The sequence below is a fragment of the Bradyrhizobium sp. CCBAU 11434 genome (assembly GCF_028128895.1).
GTDB classification, from domain to species: Bacteria; Pseudomonadota; Alphaproteobacteria; order Rhizobiales; family Xanthobacteraceae; genus Bradyrhizobium; species Bradyrhizobium zhengyangense.
On record NZ_LBJX01000001.1, the window covers coordinates 388902 to 413442 of the forward strand.

Annotated in this window: 17 protein-coding genes; 8 read left to right on the forward strand and 9 right to left on the reverse strand. The window is 64.0% G+C overall.

Features of this window, described 5'->3' with window-relative positions; translation table 11 throughout:
- Positions 1-432: 432 nt before the first annotated feature.
- Complete coding sequence (locus tag XI06_RS01820; RefSeq protein WP_237891540.1) at positions 433-738, reverse strand: GlsB/YeaQ/YmgE family stress response membrane protein; 306 nt, start codon at positions 736-738, stop codon at positions 433-435.
- A gap of 343 nt (positions 739-1081) precedes the next feature.
- Here XI06_RS01820 and XI06_RS01825 point away from each other — a divergent pair, with 343 nt between their 5' ends.
- Together XI06_RS01825 and XI06_RS01830 are read left to right on the forward strand one after the other, a co-directional pair.
- Positions 1082-1762: a Crp/Fnr family transcriptional regulator gene (locus tag XI06_RS01825; RefSeq protein WP_271604524.1), complete on the forward strand. Its 681-nt coding sequence runs from the start codon at positions 1082-1084 to the stop codon at positions 1760-1762.
- A gap of 108 nt (positions 1763-1870) precedes the next feature.
- A complete protein-coding gene (locus tag XI06_RS01830; RefSeq protein ID WP_333909303.1) occupies positions 1871-2149 on the forward strand; it encodes a hypothetical protein in 279 nt (92 codons plus the stop codon).
- Between the two features lie 10 nt (positions 2150-2159).
- On the opposite strand, the gene XI06_RS01835 is transcribed toward XI06_RS01830, so the two are convergent.
- The 3 genes from XI06_RS01835 to XI06_RS01845 form a co-directional block, all read right to left on the reverse strand.
- Complete coding sequence (locus XI06_RS01835; RefSeq protein ID WP_271604525.1) at positions 2160-2498, reverse strand: hypothetical protein; 339 nt, start codon at positions 2496-2498, stop codon at positions 2160-2162.
- A gap of 13 nt (positions 2499-2511) precedes the next feature.
- On the reverse strand, positions 2512-2700 hold the full coding sequence (locus tag XI06_RS01840) for a hypothetical protein (protein ID WP_271604526.1): 189 nt from the start codon (positions 2698-2700) through the stop codon (positions 2512-2514).
- A 419-nt stretch (positions 2701-3119) separates the two neighbouring features.
- Positions 3120-4550: an oligosaccharide flippase family protein gene (locus XI06_RS01845; RefSeq protein ID WP_271604527.1), complete on the reverse strand. Its 1431-nt coding sequence runs from the start codon at positions 4548-4550 to the stop codon at positions 3120-3122.
- Between the two features lie 259 nt (positions 4551-4809).
- On the opposite strand from XI06_RS01845, the gene XI06_RS01850 reads away from it, so the two are divergent.
- Together XI06_RS01850 and XI06_RS01855 are read left to right on the forward strand one after the other, a co-directional pair.
- Positions 4810-5898 (forward strand): glycosyltransferase family 1 protein, encoded by a 1089-nt coding sequence (locus tag XI06_RS01850; protein WP_271604528.1) that lies wholly within the window; start codon positions 4810-4812, stop codon positions 5896-5898.
- Positions 5899-5998: 100 nt separating this feature from the next.
- Positions 5999-7069, forward strand: coding sequence for an endo-1,4-beta-xylanase (locus tag XI06_RS01855; protein WP_237891545.1), 1071 nt, complete (start codon positions 5999-6001; stop codon positions 7067-7069).
- A gap of 56 nt (positions 7070-7125) precedes the next feature.
- Here the strand turns inward: XI06_RS01855 and XI06_RS01860 are convergent, their stop codons facing one another.
- On the reverse strand, positions 7126-7920 hold the full coding sequence (locus XI06_RS01860; RefSeq protein WP_271604529.1) for a protein-L-isoaspartate O-methyltransferase family protein: 795 nt from the start codon (positions 7918-7920) through the stop codon (positions 7126-7128).
- The gene (locus tag XI06_RS01865) at positions 7917-11375 is read right to left on the reverse strand and encodes an ATP-binding protein (protein WP_271604530.1); all 3459 of its coding nucleotides are present in this window, start codon (positions 11373-11375) and stop codon (positions 7917-7919) included. Before XI06_RS01865 ends, XI06_RS01860 begins: the two co-directional genes overlap by 4 nt.
- A 135-nt stretch (positions 11376-11510) precedes the next feature.
- On the opposite strand from XI06_RS01865, the gene XI06_RS01870 reads away from it, so the two are divergent.
- From XI06_RS01870 to XI06_RS01885, 4 genes are all read left to right on the forward strand, one after another.
- On the forward strand, positions 11511-17948 hold the full coding sequence (locus XI06_RS01870) for a non-ribosomal peptide synthetase (RefSeq protein WP_271604531.1): 6438 nt from the start codon (positions 11511-11513) through the stop codon (positions 17946-17948).
- Between the two features lie 143 nt (positions 17949-18091).
- Entirely contained in the window at positions 18092-18259 is a 168-nt protein-coding gene (locus XI06_RS01875) for a hypothetical protein (protein WP_237865223.1), read from the forward strand.
- A gap of 262 nt (positions 18260-18521) precedes the next feature.
- Entirely contained in the window at positions 18522-19220 is a 699-nt protein-coding gene (locus XI06_RS01880) for a 4'-phosphopantetheinyl transferase family protein (RefSeq protein WP_237865222.1), read from the forward strand.
- Positions 19217-20197, forward strand: coding sequence for an LLM class flavin-dependent oxidoreductase (locus tag XI06_RS01885; protein ID WP_271604532.1), 981 nt, complete (start codon positions 19217-19219; stop codon positions 20195-20197). The genes XI06_RS01880 and XI06_RS01885 overlap by 4 nt, the downstream gene beginning before the upstream one ends.
- Positions 20198-20265: 68 nt before the next feature.
- Here the strand turns inward: XI06_RS01885 and XI06_RS01890 are convergent, their stop codons facing one another.
- The 3 genes from XI06_RS01890 to XI06_RS01900 form a co-directional block, all read right to left on the reverse strand.
- Complete coding sequence (locus tag XI06_RS01890; protein WP_271604533.1) at positions 20266-21291, reverse strand: histone deacetylase family protein; 1026 nt, start codon at positions 21289-21291, stop codon at positions 20266-20268.
- A gap of 128 nt (positions 21292-21419) precedes the next feature.
- A complete protein-coding gene (locus XI06_RS01895) occupies positions 21420-22361 on the reverse strand; it encodes an SMP-30/gluconolactonase/LRE family protein (protein WP_237872747.1) in 942 nt (313 codons plus the stop codon).
- Complete coding sequence (locus XI06_RS01900) at positions 22318-24378, reverse strand: PQQ-dependent sugar dehydrogenase (RefSeq protein ID WP_249803658.1); 2061 nt, start codon at positions 24376-24378, stop codon at positions 22318-22320. Before XI06_RS01900 ends, XI06_RS01895 begins: the two co-directional genes overlap by 44 nt.
- Positions 24379-24541 lie beyond the last annotated feature (163 nt).

Here is a 24541-nt window from a genome sequence, read left to right on the forward strand (position 1 = left end):
GCCGTCGTAGCGGGCGAATCGGCTGCGAGCGGCGGCGGCTTCGGGTGCGGCATACCCCGCCATATCGGCAGGAGCTTCATATGTCAGAGGTCTACGCTCGTCCCGAACCGACGCTGATTCCCATACCCCGGCCACTCTGTCCGGCCTGCCAAACCCGCATGATGCTGATCCACGTCGCGGCAGGTTGCGACGGGCCCAATCTACGGATCTTCGAATGCTCGAAGTGCGGGAATGTCCACAAACTATCCAGCGTCGATCCGACGGTGGCAGCCAAGTAGCGGCTGAAGGGGAACGTTGGAAGAAGCGACCCTGGCACAGGGGCTGCGAGCCAGGGCCGCCATTCATCGGATACGATGAGTGGGCATCGTATCCGGTCGCCATCACCAAGTAGCCCCGGCGACGTTCGTTCCAAGCGCACGCTCTCGCGAGGCGCTACCAGCGTTTCCGCCAAGCGCCGCCCCAGCTTCCGCCCCATCGGCTCCGCCCGCGGACGAGCCCGATGATCAGGAGCAGCAAGATCGCGCCGATCGCTGCGTCAACGATCTGCGCAACCATCCCAGAACCGAGATGGAATCCAAGTTGCGGAAATATCCAGCTCGCAACGAAGGCTCCTGCGATTCCCACGACGAGATCGCCAACCAGACCCAAGCCCGTACCCATGACGATCTGACCCGCCAGCCAGCCAGCCGCAACGCCCACGACCAATATGACGAGAAGGCTCTCACCGGATATGTTCATGTTCACGTCCTCACCAACAAACTGCGGAACTTCCGCCACCGCTCAGAATAGACCAGAGCGACAGCGCGGGATGTGCAAAACGGCTCAGATGCCTGTCGTCTGAGCGGCGCGGGGCTTGCCGCTATTGCGGACCAATCCTCCGACAGGGCTGAGCAATTCTGCTCTACGGAGACGCGACCTAGCTGCTGGACTCGATGACGTCGCCCACTATTCGAAACGACCAACCGCATCGCGGAGCTTAATGCCGCACTCATGATGAGCCGGCAGAAAGCAAGATTCGGCTAACCGACCAGGTGTCGGCCTGCTAAACTGAGGTGATCCTGCAGAGGACTTCCACGACATCATGCCAAAAGCGCCGAAAGGAACATTCGATCCAAAGACCTTTCTCGCCAAGGTCGGCGACGGCAAAGCCATATTGAAATTCGACAAGAACCAGGTCGTGTTTTCGCAAGGCGATGCTGCGGATACCGTTTTCTATATCCAGAAGGGGAAGATCAAGGTTCTGGTCGTCTCCGAGCAGGGCAAGGAAGCGGTGGTCGGAATCATGGAGCCGGGGCAATTCTTTGGCGAAGGCTGCCTGAACGGACATCCCTTGCGAATTTCGACGACGGTGGCGATGGAACAGTGTGTGATCACGTCCATCGCGAAGCCAGCGATGCTTGCGACACTCAAGAGCGAGCCGAAGTTTTCCGAATTGTTCATGGGGTACCTTCTCAGCCGAAACAGCCGCATCGAGGAAGACCTGATCGACCAGCTGTTCAATTCCAGCGAGAAGCGGCTCGCACGGCTCCTCCTGCTGTTGGCGAATTTTGGAAAAGACGGCGTCGCCCAACCGATTGCAGTGCAGATCAGTCAGGAGACGCTCGCCGAGATGATCGGGACAACGCGCTCCCGGGTCAGCTTCTTCATGAACAAGTTTCGAAAGCTCGGCTTCATCACCTACAACGGCAAGATCGAAGTTCACAATTCCCTGCTGAACGCGGTCTTGTATGACAAGCCAGAGATCGTGAGGGACGACGACTGAGCCATTCGGTCGGAAGGATCGAAGCGGTCCGGGCGATCTCCCGCGCATAGCGGAACATCAAGCGCGCCGTCTCGTTGCCTATAATGGCAGTCGATCACGCGAGGCGCGATGCAGGACAATGACCGGCGCTTCGACTTTGCAACGATGCGAGAAGAACCAATGAAAAAGCCCCCTGCACCAGCAGACGAGAGTGAGCCGAGAATCGTTCAAAGAGCCGACGTGGCGCCAACGGACGGCTTCTCGCTGGTGGTCGACGGTCGCTTGAAGGCGCATTACGACGACCAGAATGCCGCTCAGAAAGCCGGGGCCGAACTGCTGGGCAGGTTTCCAATGCTACAGATCCTGATCTACGATGCCGCGACGAGGACGAGATCCCCGCTGCAATGACGCTCCGCGCTCATTCCTTCTTGCGACGATCGGACGTGGCGTCGGGGACCATCCGACGGAGACGTATTGCTTGCGCGAAGCTGGCAGACGGCTGCCGCTTCGGGACGGCAGGCTTCTCCAACTTGATAGATTCCGGGCGTCCTCGGACGGAAAGAAGCTCTTGGCTGTGGCGATCCAGACGCTTGTCCGAGCCAGGCGTATCGAGCAAATGGCCGACCAATTCGCCCGAGAGACGATAGATATCGTTGCCCCTGAGCTCGTAAACCTTTCTGCCGGCAAGGTCGAAGATGGCCGTGCCGGTCTGAAGTCCAGCGCGAGCACCCTTGTTGTTGATAATGTACCCGCTCATGACACACCCTCCATCAAGAGTTCCTTGATGGTGCGCCCATCGTCAGCCATCCGGCCGCGACCGGAACCTTCGCCTCTTCTTCGATGAGACGTTTCAATAGCCACTGCCGTCGGGCATTGTCCTGGGCCAGATCAAGCTGCCTTCTGAAGAGTTTCAGGTTCTCGCGGTGAACGAATTCCTCCAGATCATCAATTCGGGTCACTCGGTCAGGTCGGCGGCCTGAGTTCGTGACTGGCGAGCCAGAGGACGGCTGTCGAGCGCATCGGATCTGCTTCAACTGTGGCAGCATAGATGTGCTGGCAACAGTCGCAATCGAACATTCCGATGTCCAATGCGGATGGCTCTCTAATTCTTACCAGGTTCACGTGTCCACCGCACTTGGGACAGCGCGGCTGCAGGACCGGTGCAAGTGACGGGCCGGATGAGTGGAAGTATTGCGAAAGCAAACGATTCACTCCTATCGGGCGAGAGCGTTACATCGCCGATAGTTGCCCATAGGGACGACGACCAGGACACCATGTGCCTCCGGGTCCGAAGTTGCTGGTCAATATTGCTCGCTGGAACAAACCCCGCGCCGTAGCCGGATGCGCGCCTCCGAGGGGAATGAGGCCGAAACCGCCCCTAGACGCCTAGCGCCTTGCGATTGAACGTCCGCAGGAAGCGCAGCGACAACGTCCGCACATTGGCGACATTGAGAAGCCACGCGAGGGCGACATAGGCAAAGCCGCCCGCAACGCTCACGATGATCAGCGCCGCGATACCCGTCCCATGGATCTGCGACCGCGCGAGGAGGATCGCAGCTGCCATTGCCGCGGCAGAAGCGGCGACGCCGGCCAGGCGATTGACGTCGAACGGCACGGGATGGGCACGGCGCATGAGAACGACGGCGACGACGAAGCCGATCACCTCGGTTGCAAGCGTCGCCAGCGCAGCGCCGTAGATGCCGTAACCCGCAACCATCGTGAACATCAACGCAATGCTCAAGACCAGCGTGAGGAACGACTGTGCCGCCAGCATGAAGGGCCGTTCGGCGAGCTGGAAGCTGAGCTGGACGTAGAATTGATTGGCGATGCCGAAGCAGCGGGCGAGCACCAGCGTCGGCAGCAGCGCGGACACGCCGGCGCGAAAATCGACACCGACGAGCGTGCCCGTGACCTGATCTGCGGCGAGCGCAAGCCAGACCGCGACGGGCGCGACGACGACAAGCAGCAGCTCGAGACTCTCGGTCAGCCGCTCCCGCGTCGTGTCCTGCTCCGACAGCGAGCGGAACACCATCGGCACGGTGGCCGCGGCAACGCTGGTGGCGATCATGACCATGAACTGGCGCGGCAGATCGGCGGCGACACCGAAGATGCCGGCGGAGTCCCTGCCGAGCAAATAGGCGACGATCAGCCGGTCGCTGGCCGAGTAGACGGCGACGGACAATCCGGCCAGCGTCAACGGCAGGCCGTAGCGCGCGAGCTGCATGAACTGGTTGCGCGAAAAGCTTGCGACCCTGGCGCGATCGCTGACGAGATTGAGGATGACGCCGGCGAACGAACCGAGGCCAAAGGCTGCGAGCAGGCCCATGCCGCCCCAGCCAAGCCAGATCCCGAGCAGGCCGAATCCGACGCTCGACACGCTGCGCACCATCGAAATCGCCGCAAATCGAAAGGGCCGAAACTTGGCACGTTCGAACTCCTGGCCGACATCGAACCCATTCGACATGATCGCGACGAACATGCTGGCGAGCACCAGTTCGACACTGACGTCGCTACGGAACAGGAAGACCAGCGGGGTCGCCGCACACATGGCAAGGACGGTCAGTGCAAAGCCAACCATCGCCGTGCCGCGAAAATCCACTTCCGCCGACATCGCCTGATAGCGCGACACCGACAGCTTGATCCAGGCGAAGAAGATCGCGCCCAGAATGCCGGCGATGCTCATGCCGACGACATAGACGCCATACTCCGCCGGCGTCAGCAGCCGCGTGTAGGCGGTGACCGCGAAAAAGCCCATCGCAGCAGACAGGATGTAGCTGACGAGGTAGATGGAGAAATGGCGGTTCAGCATGCGTGCACGGGACCGGCGGCCTTGAAATCGAGCGGCCGTTAATCAGTTGGACTTTGGCGTGATGGTTCGACTGCGCCGCAGCATCTCCCAAGATAGTCATTTAAGTCTGCAAATCGGCCGCCGAATGGGATGGCTCCACCGCTTTCGCGCGTTAGCGTTAAATTTGCCCTGTCCTTGAACGGGCCGCCGCGATCACCGAAAAGAAACCATGATTTCAAGACGTCGCCCGGCGTTTGGTTAACGTATGGACGTGGCTAAAATGGACGTTGTCGAACGCATAGGGGCAAACCCGAGCTCCCTGCCCCATGGCGGGACCGATGCGTCCCTGGTCCCGGCGTCCCCTGGGGACGGGGACGGGCGGATGACGCTCAATCTGTTCTTCGAGGAGCGCGACGACCGCTGGTTTCCCGGCGACCGTCACGTCCGGCCGCTGGTGCGGCGGATGCTGCTCGGAAAATCCTGGATCAGCGGCCAGCGGCGCGTGTTCCTCAATCTCTGCGCTGGGCTCGACCGGGTCGGCATCCCCTATCGCGTCAATGACTACAGCTACATCCGCAAGCATCCGGAGGAGCTCGCCTGCATCCTCGGGCGCCCCTTCGTGCTCGACTGGTTCGCGTGGAAGAACCCGCTGCTGCTCGGCGTCGTCATGTACAACCATCCTGTCGACGTGCCCGAGCGCCTCAAGGAGTTTCACGAGAACACGATCCTCGTGCCCTGCGACTGGTATGCAGAGATGTGCCGGCCATATTGGCCGCGTATCGAGGTGTGGCCGGTCGGCATCGAAACCGATTTGTGGACGCCAACGCCGGCCGCGCAGAAGAGCGTCGACGTGCTGCTCTATGACAAGGTTCGCTGGGACCATGACCGCTATGATCGCGAGCTGATCGAACCGATCCGCAAGCATCTCGAAGCAAGCGGCCGCTCGGTGGAAGTGATCCGCTACGGCCATTACAAGGAAGATGACTACAAGGCCGCGCTGGCGCGCTGCCGCAGCATGGTCTTCCTCTGCGAGCACGAGAGCCAGGGCATCGCCTGCCAGCAGGCGCTATCTAGCGGCGTGCCCGTATTCGCCTGGGATCGCGGCGGCCCGTGGCAGGATCCGGAATATTTCCCGGACCGCGTGAGATACGAAGGCGGCGTGTCCTCCGTGCCCTATTTTGACGCACGCTGCGGCGGCACATTCGTCGATGCCGATGGCTTCATCGCCGGCTGGAGCGGCTTCTGGTCGCAGGCGAGCGCAGGCAGCTTCGCGCCTCGCGACTATGTGATCGACCATCTCACGCTCGAAAAGGGCGCGCTTCACTATTACGACATCGCCGAAGCGGTGATGCAGCGCCACGCGCGCTGAGCGGAACATTCGCGACAATTAACCCAACAACAGGAAACCGCGGCGCTGCAAGGCGCCGCTTGGTACGATGGCGCGTTGGTTCCGAAAGGACTTCCACCACGTGACGACGCTCGACAGACGCCAATTTCTCCTCGGCAGCGCCGCAACGCTCGCGACAGGCGCGTCGGCGTCCGCGGCCCCGCCAGCGTCGAAACTTGTCCAGCGTCATCAGGGCTATGGCGCGGCCGCCACGCTCTGGGATTTGCAGGCCGATCCACGGCTGGGCGAGGCCATCAGCACCTATTGCACGCAGGTGGTGCCGGTGCTCGAGCTGAAATGGCCGATGCTCCGGCCGGACGCGCACACCTTCGCCTTCGAGCGCGCCGACGCGATCTATGATTTCGCGCAAAAGAACGATTTGACCATGCGCGGCCATACGCTCGCCTGGTATCACGACATTCCTGACTGGACCAAGCAGATCAAGGATTCGAAGGGCGTCGAGCGCGCCTATGTCGATCACATCAACACCGTCGTGTCCTATTACAAGGACAAGCTGACCTCGTGGGACGTCGTCAACGAACCGATCCCTGACAATCCCGGGAGCGCCAAGGACCGTCGCGATACATTCTGGACGCAGCATCTCGGCGACGGCTGGATTCCGCTCGCGTTCCGAACGGCCGCAGCGGCCGATCCCTACGTCAAGCTCGCGATCAATGAATACGATATCGAGTCAGCGAAGGATTCATTCATCGCCAAGCGCGCGGCCTACCGCAACCTCATCATGGAGCTGCTGGATCAAGGCGTGCCCCTGCACGCGGTCGGGCTGCAATCGCATCTGCATGCCGAGCTCGAGATCGACACCCACGGGCTTGCCGAGTTCGTGACCGAAGTCCGCTCATGGGGCCTCGAGGTCTTCGTCACCGAACTCGACGTCGACGACCAGAAGCTGACCGGAAGCCCTGCGGAGCGCGATGCCATCGTCGCCAAGCGCGTCGACGATCTCCTGACCGCGATCTCGACCAGCGGACCTGTGCGCTCGGTCCTGACCTGGGGCATTTCCGACCGTTACAGCTGGATCAACGGCTACGTCAAACGCCCGGACAAGCAGCCGAACCGGCCATTGCCGCTCGATAGCGAGTTCAAGCCCAAGCCGTTGATGAATGTCATCAGCAAGTTCACGAAGGACGTGTGAGGATCAGCGCCTGTCTTACCTCGTCCTCACCGGGACAGGTGAAACTCGGCTCTTCGTCAGCCATCCGACGGCAGTCCCTGCTCGAGCCCGCGAAAGCGCAGCGGCGCCAGGGCGGATGCGCGTTGCCACCAGTCGGCGACGCGGTCGTCGAGTGCCGTCACCCCGCGGCCATGGCCCGGAAAGATCCGAATCTGCTGCACCGCTTCGGCGACGAACCCCTTGCCCCGGCGCATGATCTTGAGTGCGGCGCCTTCGCGGTCCCGCTGCGTCAGCGGCACCAGCAGCCGACCGCGCGGGCGGAGCGAGGCAAGCCAGAGCGGATGCGGATGCGAAAAGCCGGCATGCACGATGATGATATCGGCCGGCTCGCCGATATCGCGACAGCCGTCGCCGTTGATAATTTCGACATTGGGATAGGCCCGCAGGTAATTCGCAGCGCGCGCCGCGAGCCGGGCGTCGCATTCGATTGCACGCACCCTGCCTTTCGCCCCCACGATCTCCGACAGGATCGCGGAGAAATAGCCGAGCCCGCAACCGATCTGGACCACATGATCCTTCGCTCGGACATCGAGCAGATCGATGAAATGGGCCCACAGGCTCGGCAATCCGGTGTCGAGCTTGCGGCGCGCGTCGATGGCGACGAGCACGTTATCGTAGAGATGAACGGGATCGGCGCTGGGTGTCAGCCGATAGCTGCGCGCCGCCTCGGTTTTGGTGCGCCAGGGCCCCTTCGCCAGAAAATTTTCACGCGGCACCGACGCGAGGGCGGCAAGCAGTCGCTGCGAAGCAATCCGCTCGCGCTTCGCAATGAGCTCGACGTAGCGCGCCCGCGCGGCGGACAGATCGCTCATTTCACCGGATCGGCCTGTGGACGCGCCGGTGTATCGCCGCCGAGTTCGTGCACCAGCTGTAAGGCGAGCTTCAGGTCGGGCGTCAGGAAACCCTCGTTGAACTTGCCGACGATCGGCACGAGCAGAAGGCTTGCGTGCTCGCGCTTGCCCGATGCGTGCGACAGCCGCGCGAGACTGACCGCGGTTCTGAGCTCCCAGGACAACGCGCCCTGCTTGCGCGCCGTCTCCAGCGACAGGTCGAACAGATCTTCGGCCTCCTGCACCGAGGCCGGATTGCCATCCGACAAGGTGATCTCGCCTTGCAGGCGGTAGACCTCGGCGAGATAGGAGTGATCGCCGGTGCGCTTTGCGGTCGCAAGCGCACCGTCCAGCGCGCGCAAGGCGGCGTCGCGCATGCCGACCTTGGCATAGGCCTCCGCGAGCAGGCAACGGAACCAGCAGCCGGCGAGCCAGGAATCCATCGCCTCATATTCATCGAGGCCAAAGCGCATCTGGCTGATGCCTTCATCGGCATCGCCGAGCTGGGCCAGCGCCCAGCCGCGCAGGATCGCGGCCTGCTGCTTCCAATGCAGGAAATTGTGTTCGGTGGCGATGATCATGGCGCGGTTGGCATGATCGCGTGTGCCCTCGATATCGCGCAGATGCTGGCAGAGATAGGCGCCGAACACGAGCGCGAAGGCGAGCGAGAACGGATGGCGGATCTTCTCCGCGAGTGCAATCGCCTGCTCGCTGTGCTGGCGCGCCGCATCGGGCTGGCCGAGGAACCAGAGGAGATAGCCGAGATAGGACAGCGAGACGACGCCGGGATCGGTGCCGTGGCGCTCCATCAGGTCGGAATGCAAATCGGGACTGTAGAGATCGATGCAGCGATGCAGATGATGCTGCGCGGCGGCGAAGCGACCGCGATAGAGCATGGTCATCGCGATCGAGCGGTGCGCCTCGATCAGGTAGCCAGTCTGCTGCACCGTGTCCTCATTCAACCGCTCTCGCTTGGCGAATTTCAGCAGTTCGACGCTGAGATCATGCGCGCGGGTGAGGTCGGCACGGATGAAATGGCACACCCATAGCCCGCGCGTGGCCGCAAAGGCCTTTTCGTCGTCGTCCAGCTGCTGGCCGAGCTCGAGGGCGCGGATGTAATTCTCCTCGACCTCCTGCACGGCGTAGCCCTTGGCGGCGATCAGCGCGTTGCCGAGCGCGATCCGCAGCTCGAGCTCGATCTCGTCGGCGCCCTGCATGCGTGCATTGGCCTGCACGACGCTCAAGCCCCGGCGGAGATGGCCGATCGCCTCGAGGTTGGCGCCGCTCTTGGCCGCTTGCTTGCCGGCCTTGAGCCAGAAGCTCGCCGCGCCTTCGCTCTGCCCGGACTCAGTCAGATGATGGGCCAGCAGCTCCGGCTCGCGATCGGTCTTCTCCGGATACATTTCGGCCAGGACCTGGGCGATGCTGGCATGCAGCTTGCGCCGCTCACTGTGCAACAGGCTGTCATGCGCCGCGTTCTGGATCATGACGTGCTTGAAGGAGTAGAGCGCATCGGGCGGATGCCCCCGGCGCATGATCAGGCCGGCCTCCTCCAGATGGGTCAGCGCCGCCTCGATCTGCTCCGCCGGCATGTTGGCGACCGCGTGCAGGGTCTCGTAGGAGAATTCGCGGCCGATGGTCGCGCCGATCTGTGCGATCCGCTTGAAAGGCCCCATCCGGTCGAGACGGGCCATCAGCGAGTCCGTCAAGGTCGCCGGGATCGCGAGCTGCCGCCACGGGCCCGACAGCACGTAGCGCCCGTGCCGCTCGGTCAGAAGGTTGGATTCGAGAACCGTCTTGGTCAACTCCTCAAGGAACAGCGGCACGCCGTCGGTCTTGACGATGATCTCCTCGACGACCTCCTTGGGAAGCTCTCTGCCCGCAACGCGCTCGACCAGCGTGGTGCGCAGCGCCCGGCTCAACCGGTTCAGCACCAGCGTTGTGATGTGCGAATGCGCATTCCAGCTCGGCTGGAATTCGGAGCGCGCCGTGATGATGGCCAGGATCGGCTGGTTCTGCACCTGCTCGACCAGCAAATCGACAACCTCGCGCGACGTCGGATCGATCCAGTGCAGGTCCTCAAAGGCCATCACCAGCGGCATCTCGCGGGCGAGCCCCAGGAAATGATTGACCAACGCCGCGACAGTTGCGTCTTTCTGTTGCTGCGGCGACAGGTCCAGCGGCGGATAGCGCTCTCCGGTCGGGATCGACAGCAGCGCCGCGAACAGCGGCGCCACCTGCTCGATATCGCCATGGGCCGCTGCGATCGCATTCTCCAGGCTGGCCAGCGACAGCGCGGAGGCATCCTCGCGGTCGAGGCCGAGGGAGAATTTGAGCTGCTCGACGAAGGGATAGAACGCGGTGGAGGTGTAATAGGGCGAGCACTGGAACGCGACATGCCCATGCCGGTCACCTGCGATCCGCTCAAAAATCTCCTGGATGATGCGCGACTTGCCAATCCCTGGCTCGCCGAACTTGACGACGACCTGGCCGTCGCCCTCCTTGACCTGCTGCCAGCGCGCCATCAGCAGCGCAATTTCCTCCTCGCGGTTGACGAGCGGGGTCAGTCGCGTGCCCATGGCGGCGGCGAAGCGGGTCTCGACGCGCGTGGCGCGCACGACGTGCCAGGCCTGGGTTTTTTCCGAGATGCCTTTCAACGCCTGGGCGCCGAGATTGCGGTAGTCGAACTTGCCCTTCAGCAGCGATTGCGTCGAGGCGGAGATCACCACACCGTTGGGCGGCGCCAGCGCCTGCAGACGCGCGGCGAGATTGACGGTCTCGCCAACGGCGGAGTCGCGCTCCTCGGTACCCTGACCGACGAGGTCGCCGACCACGACGAGGCCCGTCGCGATCCCGATGCGGACGGCGGGCGCGTGGCTGAGCGCACCGCGCGGCTCGATTGCGCGCGCGGTCGACAGCACCCGCACGATCTCGAGCCCGGCGCGCACCGCGCGCTCGGCGTCGTCCTCATGCGCAGTCGGATAGCCGAAATAGACCAGAATACCGTCGCCGACGAAGCGGGCGGCAAAGCCTTCGTAATGCTTGACGACGCGCACGCAGGTTTCGCGAAAGCTGGCGATCATGTCACGCACGTCTTCCGGATCGAACTGGGCCGAGAGGGCCGTGGAATCCACCATGTCGCAGAACATGGTGGTGAGCTGGCGCCGCTCGGCGCCAACCTCTATGCGGGTCTGCGGACGCGCCGGCGCAACCGGCGCCTCCACTGTCTCCGCCTTGAACAGCGCGGCCATGGCCCGCTGCAACCGCTTGCGATCGCCGAGCGGCAGCCCGAGCTCGGCAAGATCCGCCTCGGTCAGGTCGCCCATGACGTCGAGATCGAGGCGGTGCTGCGCGAACAGATCGGTGTAGTGACCGAGACCAATGCCTTCGAGCCAACGCTTCAACCCGACTTCAGTCCCCGGCTCATTCTCCAGCATGGTGATCCCGCCGTACACTCCCTCCGCCAAAGGGCTTAAGGTCCCTCAACCACAGATTTTGGGGCCTAAACTTCACCTCAGACTGGACGCGTTCCCAAACTCCAGGGAAGAATAGCCCAATCGGATCAAAAGGGAATGGCATTGTCGGATATTGCACCCGAGGCGGGAGATAGACTGGCCGGCGCGGGCGTCGAAACCGAGAACCTTGCCGATATCGGTAGCATTCTCGCTTTTCACGCGCGCGCGATGCCAGCGGCGCCCGCGCTGCTCGCTCCCGGCCGGCCTCCTCTGACCTATGGCGCGCTCGGCACGAGGATCGCGCATGTCGTCCGCACGCTGCGCGGGCTCGGCATTACACCTGCCGACCGAATTGCCGTTGCACTGCCGCGCGGGGCCGACAGTGCATTGGCGCTGCTCGGGGTGGCATCGACCTGCGCCTGCGTCCCCGTCAATCCCGACTTCACGGCGGACGAGCTGCAACGCTATTTCAGCGAATTGAAGCTCACGGCGCTCGTCACACGGGCGGACATGAATTCGCCGAGCCGCGACGTCGCCAGGGCGCTTGATATCGCGGTGGTCGATTTCGTGCCGGGACCGGAGGCGGATCTCGGCGGCTGCGAGTTCGTTGGCCCGACGATCGGCCCGGCCTGTGCCGACGGCGCCGCCCGCGCGGAGAACGACGCCTTCATCCTGCTGACGTCGGGCACGGCCGCGCGCCCGAAGATGGTGCCGCTGACGCACCGCAATGTGTGTCTCTCGGCGCAGAATGCCGGCCGGGTGCTCGCGCTCACACCACATGATCGCCTGCTCAATGTCCTGCCGCTGTTTCATGCCCACGGCCTGATCTCCGGCCTCCTGACCGCGCTCGCGGCGGGCTCCAGCGTGATCGCGACCAATGGTTTCGACGCGCCGTCCTTTTTCGGCTGGATGCGGGACCTGCAACCGACCTGGTACACGGCGGTGCCGACCATTCATCGCGCGCTGCTGACGGCCGGGGAAGCGAGCCCCGAGCGCGTCCGGTCATCGTCGCTGCGGGTGATCCGTTCGGCCTCGTCCTCGCTTGCGCCCGCGATCCTCAACGGGCTGGAGGCGATCTTCGGCGTCCCCGTGCTGGAAACGTACGGGATGACGGAAGCTGCCTCGCAGATCGCCGCCAATCCGTTCGAGTTGCGCAAGATCGGTTCGGTCGGCCGTGCCGCAGGCCCCGAGATCGCGATCATGGATGAAGCGGGCCGCCTGCTTGCGCACGGCCAGCATGGCGAGATCATGCTGCGCGGGCCGAACATGAGCCGCGGCTATTACAATGACGAGGCGGCAACGCAAGCCGCCTTCCGCAACGGCTGGTTCAGGACCGGCGACCTCGGCTATCTCGACGCCGACGGCTATCTCTTCATCGTCGGCCGCATCAAGGACGTCATCAACCGCGGCGGCCAGAAAATCTCACCGCTCGAGGTGGAAGAGGTGCTGCTGGCGCACCCCGCTGTGCTGGAAGCCGGTGTCTTCGCCATTCCCCATGCCAAGCTCGGCGAGAACGTCGCCGCCGTCGTGGTGCTCAGGGACAATTCCGAGACAATCTCGGACCAGCTGCGCCAGTTCGCGCGCAAGCGTCTCGCCGCCTACAAGGTGCCGGGCCTGATCCACAGCGTGGCCGCACTGCCGAAGGGCGCCAGCGGCAAGGTCAAGCGCAACGCGCTGGCCGAGCTGATTTCAGCGCCCCACGACGACGACGAGACGCAGCTGCCGCGCAACGAGCTGGAAACCCAGCTTGCCGAGACCTGGGCCGATCTGCTCGAGCTTCCGCAAGTCGGAATCGATCAGGATGTCTTTGCGCTCGGCGCGGATTCGCTCGCGGTCACGCAGATGCGTTCGCGCCTGCGCGAGCGGTTCAGCGTCGATTTCTCCTTCGAGGACATCTTTGATTGCGCCACGGTCGGTGCTCTCGCCGCCCGGATCGAGACCACGGCGCACCGCGACGCGAGGCTGCCGGCATGGCGCCAGGAGGCTTCCGGAGGAGACGCCCCGCTGTCGTTCCAGCAGCAGCGGATGTATGTGCTCTCAAGGCTCGATCCGACGCGTTACAATTATAACGTGGTCGAGGTCGCGCTGCTGAAGGGCGCGGTCGATATTGCTGCGCTTCAGGTCAGCCTCGCTGCGATCTGCACACGCCACGAGGCGCTGCGTTCGGTCTTCGTCGAGCGCGAGGGCGAGCCTGTGCAGCGCGTGCTTCAGGCATCGCCACAGTTCGAGCGGATCAAACTCAAACCCTGCCCTCCGCACCGGCGCGTTGCCGTCGTCAGGCGCGAGGCGCTCAAGCTCGCGCAGTCCGCATTTGATCTTGCCGGTGAGCCGCCGCTGAAGGTCACGCTGCTTTCCTTCGACAAATCCAGCCATGCGCTGGTGGTCAATGTCCATCACCTCGTCACCGACGGCTGGTCGCAGCGGCTGTTCTGGGAGGCGCTTGCCGCCGGATATTCTGCCGCGCGCGAGGCGAGTGTGACGGCGTTGCCCTCGCCCAGCTTTCAATATCGCGACTTCGCCCGCTGGCAGCAGAGCTGGGCGCAGACGCCGGCCGCGAAGGAGCAGCTCGACTATTGGCGGACCCAGCTCGACGGCGTCACCACGCTGCCGCTGCGGACCGACCGGCCGCGGCCGGAGGTCTGGAGCGGTCACGGCGCCCGTCATCATTTCGAATTCTCCAAGGCCCTTTCCGCCGACATCCGCTCGCTGAGCCAGGACCAGGGCGTGACGCCTTTCATGGCGCTGCTCGCAGTGTTCCAGTGCCTCCTGTTCCGCCACACCTCGCATGAGGACGTCGCGACGGGATCTCTGATCGCGAACCGCAACCAGATCGAAAGCGAGCGACTGATCGGACTGTTTGCGAACACGCTGATCCTGCGCAACGATTTCGGCGGCGACCCGACCTTCGGCGAGCTGCTGCGCCGGGTGCGTCAGGTCACGCTCGATGCCTACCGCAACCAGGACCTTCCGATCGAGGAAGTCCTGCGCGCGTTGCAGGTCGCGCGCAGGAGCGACGGCAATCCGCCGTTCCGGATCATGTTCATCCTCCAGAATGCATCGATCGAAGCCGCGCGCTTCCCCGGCCTGTCGACGCGGCGGCTGGAAATCGATCCGGAAGTCGCACGCTTCGACATCACGCTCGAGCTGGTCGAGGCCGAGGGCCGCTTCACCGGCTTCTTCGAATATGCCACCGATCTGTTCGACGCGGGTACGATCGAGAGCATGGCGGACCAGTTCAAGACCCTGCTCAAGGCGGTCATCGCCAATCCCGAGCAGCGCGTCTCGCATCTGCCGTTGCTGACGGCCACCGAGCGCCGGCAAGTGCTGGCGAAGAGCAGGCCTGTCAACTTCGCAGCGCGCGGAAATCTCTGCGAACGCTTCGAGCGGCAGGCGAAAAAGACGCCGAATGCCGTCGCGGTTTCAGATGCACATGTGTCCTTGAGCGATCGCGAATTGGCAGGCCGGAGCCAGGCTATCGCGCGCTGGCTCGCCCGCGAAGGTGTCGGTGCGGAAACCGTGGTCGCGCTGCTAGCGGATCGCGGACCGGACCTGCTCGCAGCGATGATCGCGGTGCAGCGTGTGGGCGCGGCGTTCCTCAATCTCGATCCCGAGCAGCCGCCGGCGCGGCTCGCAACCATCCTCGGCTCGAGCTGCGCAAGCGTGCTGCTGACGGGTCGCGCGCAGTCCGCCATGGTCGACACGCTGCTCGAACCGCTGGTCGCGCGCATCCGGGTCGCCGAGCTCGACGAGACAATCGCATTCGCATCGACCAAGCCGGGCCGCCCTGCGCGGCGCGTGGATTCGAGCCTGGCCTATCTCATCTATACGTCCGGCTCCTCCGGCGCACCGAAAGGCGTCATGATCGAACAGCGCGGGCTGTCGAACCATCTCGCCTCGCTCATCGACGAGCTCGGCCTCACGGCCAAGGACGTGATCGCGCAGACTGCGCCGCAGAGTTTTGTGATCTCAGTCTGGCAGTTCCTTGCCGGTCCCATGGTTGGTGCGCGCGTCCATGTCTGCGCCACCCCAGCCGTGCAGGATCCGATCCTGCTGGCACGGGAGATCGAGCACGCGGGCATCACGGTGCTTGAGATCGTGCCCTCGCTGCTCCGCGTGATCCTCGAACGGATGGACGAGGCGCCTGTGCTGCGCGCCTTTGCGAAGCTGCGGCTGCTGATCTCGACCGGCGAGCCGCTGCCGGTCGATCTCTGCCGCGCCTGGTTCGCCCGCTGCCCGAAGGTGCCGCTGATCAACGCCTATGGCGCCTCGGAATGTTCAGACGACGTCTCCCTGCACCGGCTGACCCGCGCACCTGAAGCCGCGACGACCAATGTTCCAGTCGGAGCGCCGCTGCCCAATACCCAGATCTACGTGCTCGATCCGCATCTGGAGCCGCAGCCGATCGGCGTGGTCGGCGAGCTCTGCATCGGCGGCGCCGGAATCGGCCGCGGCTATGTCAACGATCCCGCGCAGAGCCGGGAGCGCTTCGTCCCCGATCCGTTCGCGCGGAGGGAAAGCGACCGGCTCTACCGCACCGGCGATCTTGCCCGCCGGCGCGCCGACGGAACAATCGAATGCCTCGGCCGCGCCGACCTTCAAGTCAAGGTCCGTGGTTATCGCATCGAGCTCAAGGAGATCGAGGCTGCGCTGGCAGACCATGCGAGCGTGCGGGCCGGCGTCGTCGAGCCACGGCGCGACGGCAATGGCGATGTCAGGCTGATCGCCCATGTCGTTGCCAAGGCCGGCAACAAGATCAGCGCCAGCGAGCTGCGCGATTTTCTCAAGATCCGGCTGCCTGTTCATGCAATCCCGTCGGCGTTCCTGTTCCTGGATCAGGTCCCGCTTAATGCCCACGGCAAGCTCGATCGCTCCGCCCTGCTGGCGCCGATGCAGCAGGAGAGCACCGCGACCGAGACGGCCGTGCCGGCGCGCCGCTTCACGGAAAAGGTCCTGTCCGACATCTGGGTCGACCTGCTGAAGGTCGAAAGCCTCGGCGTCACCGATAATTTCTTCGATCTCGGCGGCCATTCGCTGCTCGCCGGCCAGGCAATGGCGCGCATCGCCCGGGCACTCGGCGTATCACTGCCGATCAAGACCATCTTCGAGGCACCGACGATCTCGGAGCTCACCCGGCGGGTCGACGAGGCCGCGGCCACGACGCGGCAAAAGCCCGCGGCCGGCGTTCCACGCCTGGCCGAAAGCGCGCCCCCCACGCTGTCGATCGCGCAGGACCAGATGATGCGGATCGAGCGGAACCTGCCCGATCTGCCGCTGTTCAACCTGCCCTTTGCCTTCCACCTCGAAGGCCCGATCAATCCGCGCACCCTGGCGCAGGCCATCGACGACATCGTGCGCCGCCACGAATCATTGCGGACGGCGTTCGGCTGGAATGGCGAGGAGCCGGTCAGCCGGGTCCTCGCGCCAGCCACGCTCGGTCCGGTCCTGACCGTCGAGACCATCGGTGACGGACGACCCCACAACAACCGGCGGCGCAAGGCGCTCGAACTCAGGAAGATCGAGCTCCTGGTCGCGCAGGAGGCCTATAGCCCCGTTAACACCGCCCGGGCGCCGCTGCTGCGGGCGCGGCTGCTGCGGCTTCACGCCGAGGATCACGTCCTGTTGCTGACGCTGCACCATGCCATCGCTGATGGCTGGTCGATCGGCGTGCTGTTCGAGGAATTGTCCAACCGCTATGCCGCGCTGGCAGGCCATCCACCGCCGCCCCTGCCGAAGATGCCGCTGGCGTTTTCCAGCGTCGCGCGCTGGCAGCGCTGGTGGTGCGGAACCGATGCGGCCCGCCGGCAGGCCATCGACTGGGCCGAGAATCTACGCGGTGCAGCCCCCTTGTTTGACGGCGAAGGGCGCGCGGGCGCGGCGACCGGCCATCATCCGCTCAGCCTGGAGCGTGATCTCGTCGCCAGTCTCGCCTCCTATGCGCGCCAGCAGAACAGCACGCTGTTCATGTGCCTGCTCACCGGCTTGAAGGCCCTGCTGCTGGCGCGGACCGGGCGCACCGACATCTCGGTCGCCACCGCCATGGCCAACCGCGCTCACCCAGACACTGATCGCATCATAGGCCCGTTCGAAAACACCGTGATCGTCCGCAGCCGAATCACGCCCGATCTGTCTTTCGCGCAGGCCTTGGACCGCGTGCGCCGGGGCGTGCTCGACGCGCATGCGCGGCAGGAGCTGCCGTTCAACATCCTGGCCGACCATCTGGAGCAGAAGGGCATCGACCCGGCTTCACTGCTCCAGGTCTATTTCACGCTGCAAAACCCGCTGCGCCAGCCGCTCGACCTGCCCGATGTCACGGTGCGATCAATCGGAAACGTCGCGCGGGAGGGCCAGCCGGTGCTGCCGGTCGACCAGACCTGGCTGTCGCTGATGCTGAAGGAGCGTCCGACCGGGATCACAGGTTCGTGCAATTACAAGGACGACCTGCTCGACGGCGCCACGGTCGGCGCATGGATGGAGGATCTCGTCGCGCTGCTCAAGGCCGCCATCCTCAGGCCAAACACGCCGCTGCAGCGCTTGCTCGCTCGCAGGGCCGCATGACCGGCCGTACAGGACCGGCGAACACGAGTTCACCCGTCAAAGCTGTGAATGCCCAAGTTGCATCTTGATTATTTGGCTCCAGCGCGCAAGATTATTCGCGCCTTTTGATTTGGACTGATATTTTCAACCGGGGGAGTGTGATTATGGGTTTCATCAAATTTACCAAAGGCACCTCGCTCAGCGACAAGGACCGCAAGTCGCTGCAGAAACTGCTCACTGCCGAGAAGAAGAAGCTTCAATCCGCACTGAAGGACGTCGACGCCAGCCTTTCGATGCTGGGCGGGTCGAAGAAGGCTAAGAAGAAGAAGTAAGATTCGGCGGCCGGGACGCCGCGCGGATCTTTGGATTTCATTATCGGATTTTGGCCGCTCGCCTGTCGGGTTGGGGTCTCGCACAAGCTTGCGCCTGTAAACCGGCCAGCAATCGACAAGAATTTGCCCGGGTGGGCCGCTAGAAGCGGTCCGCCGAGTTGCTTCCTGTTCGGTTGATCCTTCAGTCAGGGCCGGATTTGGCCTCCGCCTGACGCTATGGGCCCAATTGATGGCAGACGACGGAATTGGACTGTTTATCGGATTGATTGAGAGCATTGACACGCCGGGCACAGTCGATGCGTGCCGACGGTTGCTCTCGCTCGACGAGAGGATGCGCGCCGACCGCTTCAAGTTCGAACGGCATCAGCGGCAATATGTCTTCGCGCATGCGATGCTGCGGCTCGCGCTGTCACACGCAGCGCCGGATGTCGAACCGACCGACTGGTCGTTCTCGACCGGACGCTATGGGCGGCCCTTTGTCGCGGCACCTGCGACCTCGACGCCGCTGCATTTCAGCCTGTCTCATGCCGATGGCTGCGTCGCGTGCGTCGTGTCGAAGCACGAGACCGTCGGTGTCGACGTCGAGACCGTGTCGCGGCGCGTCGCGCCGCTCTCGACCGCGCTCCGCTTCTTTGCGCCGGAAGAGGTCGAGACACTCCGCACGCTGCCGGAGCCCGCCGCGATCGAGCGATTCTTCGACTATTGGACGCTGAAGGAAGCCTATCTGAAAGCGAGGGGTTTTGGGCTCAATCTGCCGCTGGATGCCTTCGCGATGCAGGTGTCGCGGGAGGCGATCGGGATCAGCTTCAAGCCCGACATCGCCGATGACCCTGCAGGCTGGCGCTTCTCGCTGTGCTCGCCGTCGCCATCGCATCGCCTCGCGATCGCCGACGGCTCGCGCGCGGCCGGCGGCCTGCGCATCACCCGCAACGCCTGGCCGCTCCAGGAAGCGGCGGAGTGATGCCGGCGCGGCTGCGCGTCTTTCCCGCGATCTCGCGCAACCGCGATCCCAAAAAATATGTCGGCGAACTGATGCGGGTGGCTGATTTCGCCGACCGCAACGGCTTCGAAGGCATTTTGCTGTTCGAGGGCAATGACGTCTTCGTCGAGCCCTGGGCCATGGCCCAGCACATCCTCGCGGCGACGACACGATCTTCGCCACTGATCGCCGTTAACCCCGTCTACATGCACCCGTTCGCGGCAGCGAAGTTCGTCTCGTCCTTTGCGCAGCTCTACGGCCGCAAGGTCTACCTCAACATGATCACGGGGACGGCGATCAGTGACCTGCAGGGGCTGGGCGACGAGCAGTCTCATGCCGACCGCTATGTCCGGCTCGGCGAGTTCGTCACCTTGATGCGACAGCTGCTCTCGAGCCCGCGCCCGGTGAATGTCGACGGCCGATTCTATCGCGCCAGCAATCTGCAACTGCGGCCGCGCCTGCCCGCCGAGCTGATGCCGGAATTTCTGATCGCGGGGCAATCGGACGCTGCCAGGCACGTCGCCGAGGAGACCGGCTGCATCAAGATGCAGATGTTGCCGCCCGACCTCGATCGCGGCCTCAGCGCATCAGGCATGAATTTTGGCATCTTCGCGCGCGAGGGCGGTGAGGAGGCGCGGCAGGCGGCCAAGGCCCGTTTCCGCGACAACCCTGACGATCGCGAGCTGCTCGCACTTACGGTCGAAAATTCGGATTCCGTCTGGAAGCGGCGATTATATGAGGGGCAAAGCGGCGAGCTCGCCGACAATGGCTATTGGCTGCTGCCCTACCTCACCTTCCAGGCCGACTGCCCCTATCTCGTCGGCAGCTACGCCGAGATCGGCGCCAAGCTGAAGGAGTTTGCGGCGAAGGGGCTGACCACAATCATGCTCGACATGGTCGCGGATAAGGCCGAGATGCAGCATGTTTGCAACGCGCTCAAGGCGAGCGGGATGTTTTAGAATCCTCTCTCCCCGCACCCGCCTTCGCCAAGGCTCCGACGAGACAAGCGCGGGAAGAGGTAAAAATCTCACCGCGCCTCTTCGAAGCCCGCCAGCACCGAGGTCAGGTTGGCGCCGAGAATATCCGAGAGGTAGCCGCCCTCCTGCACGAACACGGTCGGCAGGCCCATCTTCGCGATGGCCTGGCCGATGCGACGGAAGCCGGGCGTGGTGACCGCGAGACCCTTCAGCGGATCGTGCTCGGAGGCATCGAGGCCGAGCGCGATCACGAGTGCGCCGGGCGCAAAGGACTCGATCGCCTTGCGCGCGACGTCCATCGCCTTGAGGTAGCCGTCATCGCCTGTGCCGATCGGCAAGGGAATGTTGAGATTGGCGCCGAGGCCGGGGCCCTCGCCGCGCTCATGCGCGTAGCCCCACACATAGGGATAGTAGGCGATCGGATCGGCGTGGATCGAGATCGTGTAGACGTCCGGCCGCGCGTAGAAGATCCCTTGCGTGCCGTTGCCGTGGTGGACGTCGACATCGAGGATCACGACGCGCTCGTGCTTCTGCCGCAGATGCGCGGCCGCGATGGCGCTGTTGTTGAGGAAGCAGAAGCCGCCGGCCATGTCGCGATAGGCGTGATGGCCGGGCGGACGGCAGAGCGCGTAAACAGCATCCTCACCGTCCATCACCATCTGCGCCGCGGTGACCGCGACATCAGTCGCCGCGCAGGCTGCAGCCCATGTGCCGGGGCCGATGGGAGCTGCAGTGTCCGCTGTGTGCCAGCCGAGCTTCCCGACGATATGGGTGGGATAAGTCGCTGCGTGGCGCACGGGATGAACATTACCGATCATCTCCGGACCGGAATCGCCGAGCGCCGCCCAGGCATCCCAGGCTTCGCTGAGGAACGACAGATATTCCGGGCTGTGAATGCGCGCGCGCGGGCCCTGGCCGAATTTGGTCGGATCGACCAGCTGATGCTTGCCGTCCTTCAAGCCCTTGAGCAGGCGGTCGGCGCGCTCGGGCTGCTCGGTGGTGCGCTTGACCACACCGCGAACCAGGAAGAATTGCGGGTCGTGGCTGCGGTGCAGTTCGGTATGGACGGCTTTCACTCAACACTCCGTGCTCTTCAACAGCGCCACAGAGTTCTTGATCGCTGCGGCGGCCAGATGCAAGCAAGAAGAATGCCGGCCTCGCCTAGCCGTCCTGCGTCGGAAGCAGATCGCCTCTGAGCAGGCGCTCAACAGCGCCCGCGCTGAAGGCAGTGCTCGCGACCCTGCTGGTCGGTCCGGAAGGACTCGATGAAGCCGCCCTGGCGCTGGGTGACGTAGACGGTCTTGCCGTCGCTGCCGCCGAAGGCGAGATTGGTTGGCTCTTTCGCCCTCAGTGCGATCTCGCGCTCGACCACCCCACTCGGCTTCATCAGCGCGATCGTGCCCTTCAGAATGCGCGCGACGTAAAGCCGGCCAGCGACATCTGTGCGCAGGCCGTCGATGGTGTCGGGCTGGAATGTCTTGACGAGCTTGGCATCGGCGAGCTCGTTGCCGCGGATGGTGTAGGACCAGACCTGACCATTGCTGGACTCACCGACGTAGAGCGTCTTGCCATCGGGGCTGAGATCGATGCCGTTGGTGGTGCCCATCGCACGCGGTGCCGACATGATCTGTCCTTGCACCACGCCATCGGCGGCTTTCGCAATGCGCCAGATGTGACCTTCCCGTCCCTTCCAGTTCGGATCGCTCGCGTAGATCGCGCCGTCACGGGCGATGGTGATGTCGTTGGGCTGGTTCATCTCGTCGGCGTGAAACCAGACAATCGGTTCTGTTGCGCCCTTCGCGATCGCAAAGATGTTGTGCTTCTTGTAGTCGGCGATGAACATCGTGCCATTGCGATCGAAGCGAATCGCATTGCCGACGCTTCCCTCGGGAAGCTCCGTGAAGGCTTCAGACGCCGCAGCGCCCGCGGGCAATCGGCCGATGGTGCCGGGCTTGCCGAAATTGACGACGAAGAGATTGCCATCGAGATCGGCGGCGGGCCCCTCGATGCCATGTGTGTATTCACCGTCGGGCGTGACCTGCACGCTTTCGAACAGCTTCGCCTCGGCTGCGAAGAGCGGCGTTGCGACGACAAGCAGAATGCTACTGCACAGGCACCAGAAAGTCCTGCCGGATGTAATAGCCATCATCGTCGCTGCAATCGCCATTCAGATAAGGATCGGCTGGCCGGAAGAAGCGGCTGAAGCCGGGTTTGTCTACAGCGTTCCTTTGTGTCACGACGACGACCTTGGCAGCCGGTATTTCGCCGCATTCCTTGTTCGCTTTGCTGAAGAATTTGCGCTGCGGCAGGCCAAGCCTGATGAGCATCGGCGTTCCCGGAACCATCCTGGCAACGAGCAGATCCGCGGTGGTGAGCAGGGCCGCGTAGCCGGGCTCGGTCTTCGGCAGGCTCTCGCCGCCGGGCGGCATCAGCTTCTCCGCGCCTGTGCCGCGCAGCCGTGTGCGCAGTCTGCCGGAGACGGGATCGCCTGGGTAGATCCAGCCGTCCTGGGACAGCATGAACTTCAGCACGGTCGCGTCCTTGTCTGCATCCGACTGCCCCGCCTTGAGGCCGAAATCGGAATGACAGCCGACGCAATGCTTTTCAACGAGGTTCTTGCGCAGCGTGGTGAGCCGTATCTTGTTCTGCGGGTCCTTGGCGACGAAAGCGGCGAGCTGGTCGATCAGCGCCTGGCTGCGGGTATCGCAAGGCAATGGCGGCGGAGGATCGCCGGCGGCGCGATCGACGCGGATGATGGTCTGGTTCTTATCCTCGACCAGCCAGATTGCACCGTCCTCCGCGACCGTCATGCCGACCGGCGCGCCTTGCGGCCGCGTCCCGTTGACGCGGTGCCAGCCGGCGATCAGCTCGTCGAACGGTGCCGCGGCGACATCGCCGGCGTCGGTCTGGAAATTGTGGGTCGGATCAGCCGCGCAGCTGACGTGGTAGCGCACCGGCGGCGGAGCAGGCTTTGGGAAGCCGTGATCGTCGACGTCGTAGATCAGCACGCGGCTGCCGGTCGGGCGATAACCGTGCAGGCCGATCAGGAGCTTGCCTTCCAGCTCGGGGAACTTGGCACCGTGATAATACAGCATCGCGAGCGGCGCACCGTGTGGCGGCAGCAGCGAGAACGGCTGCTTGTAGAGCGTGTTCGCCGTACAGAGCGATTTGTAGACGCCCGATTGCAGCACGCTTTTGAACTCGGGGCTCGGCGTCGACAGATCGTAACAATAGGGCCAGCCATAATGCCTGCCCTGCTCGATCGCGTTGATCTCCTCGTTCGGCTTGAAGATATCGGGCAGGTCCCGACCGTTCTCGCCTTGCAGGAAGGCATAGCCGGCGTCGGGGAAGTTCGGATGCAGGGCCAGCGCCAGCGAGTTGCGCAAGCCGCGCGCGTAGATCGTGTGAGCCGGATCGGGATCGCCAGGCTTCAAGGCCGGGAAGACGCCGCCTGACGGCGGCGTGAACAGCCAGAGCGCCGCCATGGCGGACGTGCCTTCAGCCGGCGCGCAAGGCTTCGTGATCGGCGCCGGCGTGATGCAATCATCGCTGTGGGCACCGACATTGACGAACAGCCGTCCGTTCTTGTCGAAGACAAACTGCTTGAGCGGATGCGCGGCCTCCTCGAGCTTGGTGCCGTCAGGCAGCGTGATGCGGCGGCCCGGCATGTGACGGATGATGGTCTCGACCGTGCCGCGCGGATTGTCGGCGAGTGGATCGAAGCGGAAGATCGTCTCGGCGGTCGAGGCATAGAGCTTCTTGTCCGGCCCGATCACGAGCCCGAACGGATATTCAATTCCGGTTAGGAGTTCCTTGAAGCGTTGGCCGCTGGCGGCGCGGGGATCAAGCAGCAGCAACCGGCCATCGCTGTGGCCCCAGCCGCCCATGTCGGCCACCACGAACAGATCACGACCGGGCACCTGGATGATCGACCGGGGAAATTTCAGATGGTCCTCCTCGCTGCCGACGAGGCCGGCGCAGAAGCCCGCCTTCATGTCGATCTGGACCTTGGGAAAGGCGAGATCGCCGCTGCCGCAGGTCTCTGGTCCCACCGCATAGCCGCTTTTCCGCAAGGGATCGGACGCGGCCAGAGAGGCAAAGCCGAGCAAGACCGCGCTGACGACGACGGCAGCTGCGCACAAGCTTCGGCGTCCATTCTGCAAAGTGAGATGATTCACGACGGCCTCCCCAGGCTTTCGGCTGAGGGTTGTTCCATGCCGTTTAGGCGCCGTCCAGTTGGACATCACCGGCCTGTGATCAAACCCGCAAGGCGCGTGATGCCGACCAACCTCCGTAGATTTCCTTACCGGGCTTGACCCGAATATT

Bases quoted from the DNA above. Each gene is read 5' to 3' on its own strand.
- XI06_RS01820 (WP_237891540.1), bottom strand. From the start codon at position 738: ATGAACATATCCGGTGAGAGCCTTCTCGTCATATTGGTCGTGGGCGTT.
- XI06_RS01825 (WP_271604524.1), top strand. From the start codon at position 1,082: ATGCCAAAAGCGCCGAAAGGAACATTCGATCCAAAGACCTTTCTCGCC.
- XI06_RS01830 (WP_333909303.1), top strand. From the start codon at position 1,871: ATGCAGGACAATGACCGGCGCTTCGACTTTGCAACGATGCGAGAAGAA.
- XI06_RS01835 (WP_271604525.1), bottom strand. From the start codon at position 2,498: ATGAGCGGGTACATTATCAACAACAAGGGTGCTCGCGCTGGACTTCAG.
- XI06_RS01845 (WP_271604527.1), bottom strand. From the start codon at position 4,550: ATGCTGAACCGCCATTTCTCCATCTACCTCGTCAGCTACATCCTGTCT.
- XI06_RS01850 (WP_271604528.1), top strand. From the start codon at position 4,810: ATGGACGTTGTCGAACGCATAGGGGCAAACCCGAGCTCCCTGCCCCAT.
- XI06_RS01860 (WP_271604529.1), bottom strand. From the start codon at position 7,920: ATGAGCGATCTGTCCGCCGCGCGGGCGCGCTACGTCGAGCTCATTGCG.
- XI06_RS01865 (WP_271604530.1), bottom strand. From the start codon at position 11,375: ATGCTGGAGAATGAGCCGGGGACTGAAGTCGGGTTGAAGCGTTGGCTC.
- XI06_RS01870 (WP_271604531.1), top strand. From the start codon at position 11,511: ATGGCATTGTCGGATATTGCACCCGAGGCGGGAGATAGACTGGCCGGC.
- XI06_RS01875 (WP_237865223.1), top strand. From the start codon at position 18,092: ATGGGTTTCATCAAATTTACCAAAGGCACCTCGCTCAGCGACAAGGAC.
- XI06_RS01895 (WP_237872747.1), bottom strand. From the start codon at position 22,361: ATGGCTATTACATCCGGCAGGACTTTCTGGTGCCTGTGCAGTAGCATT.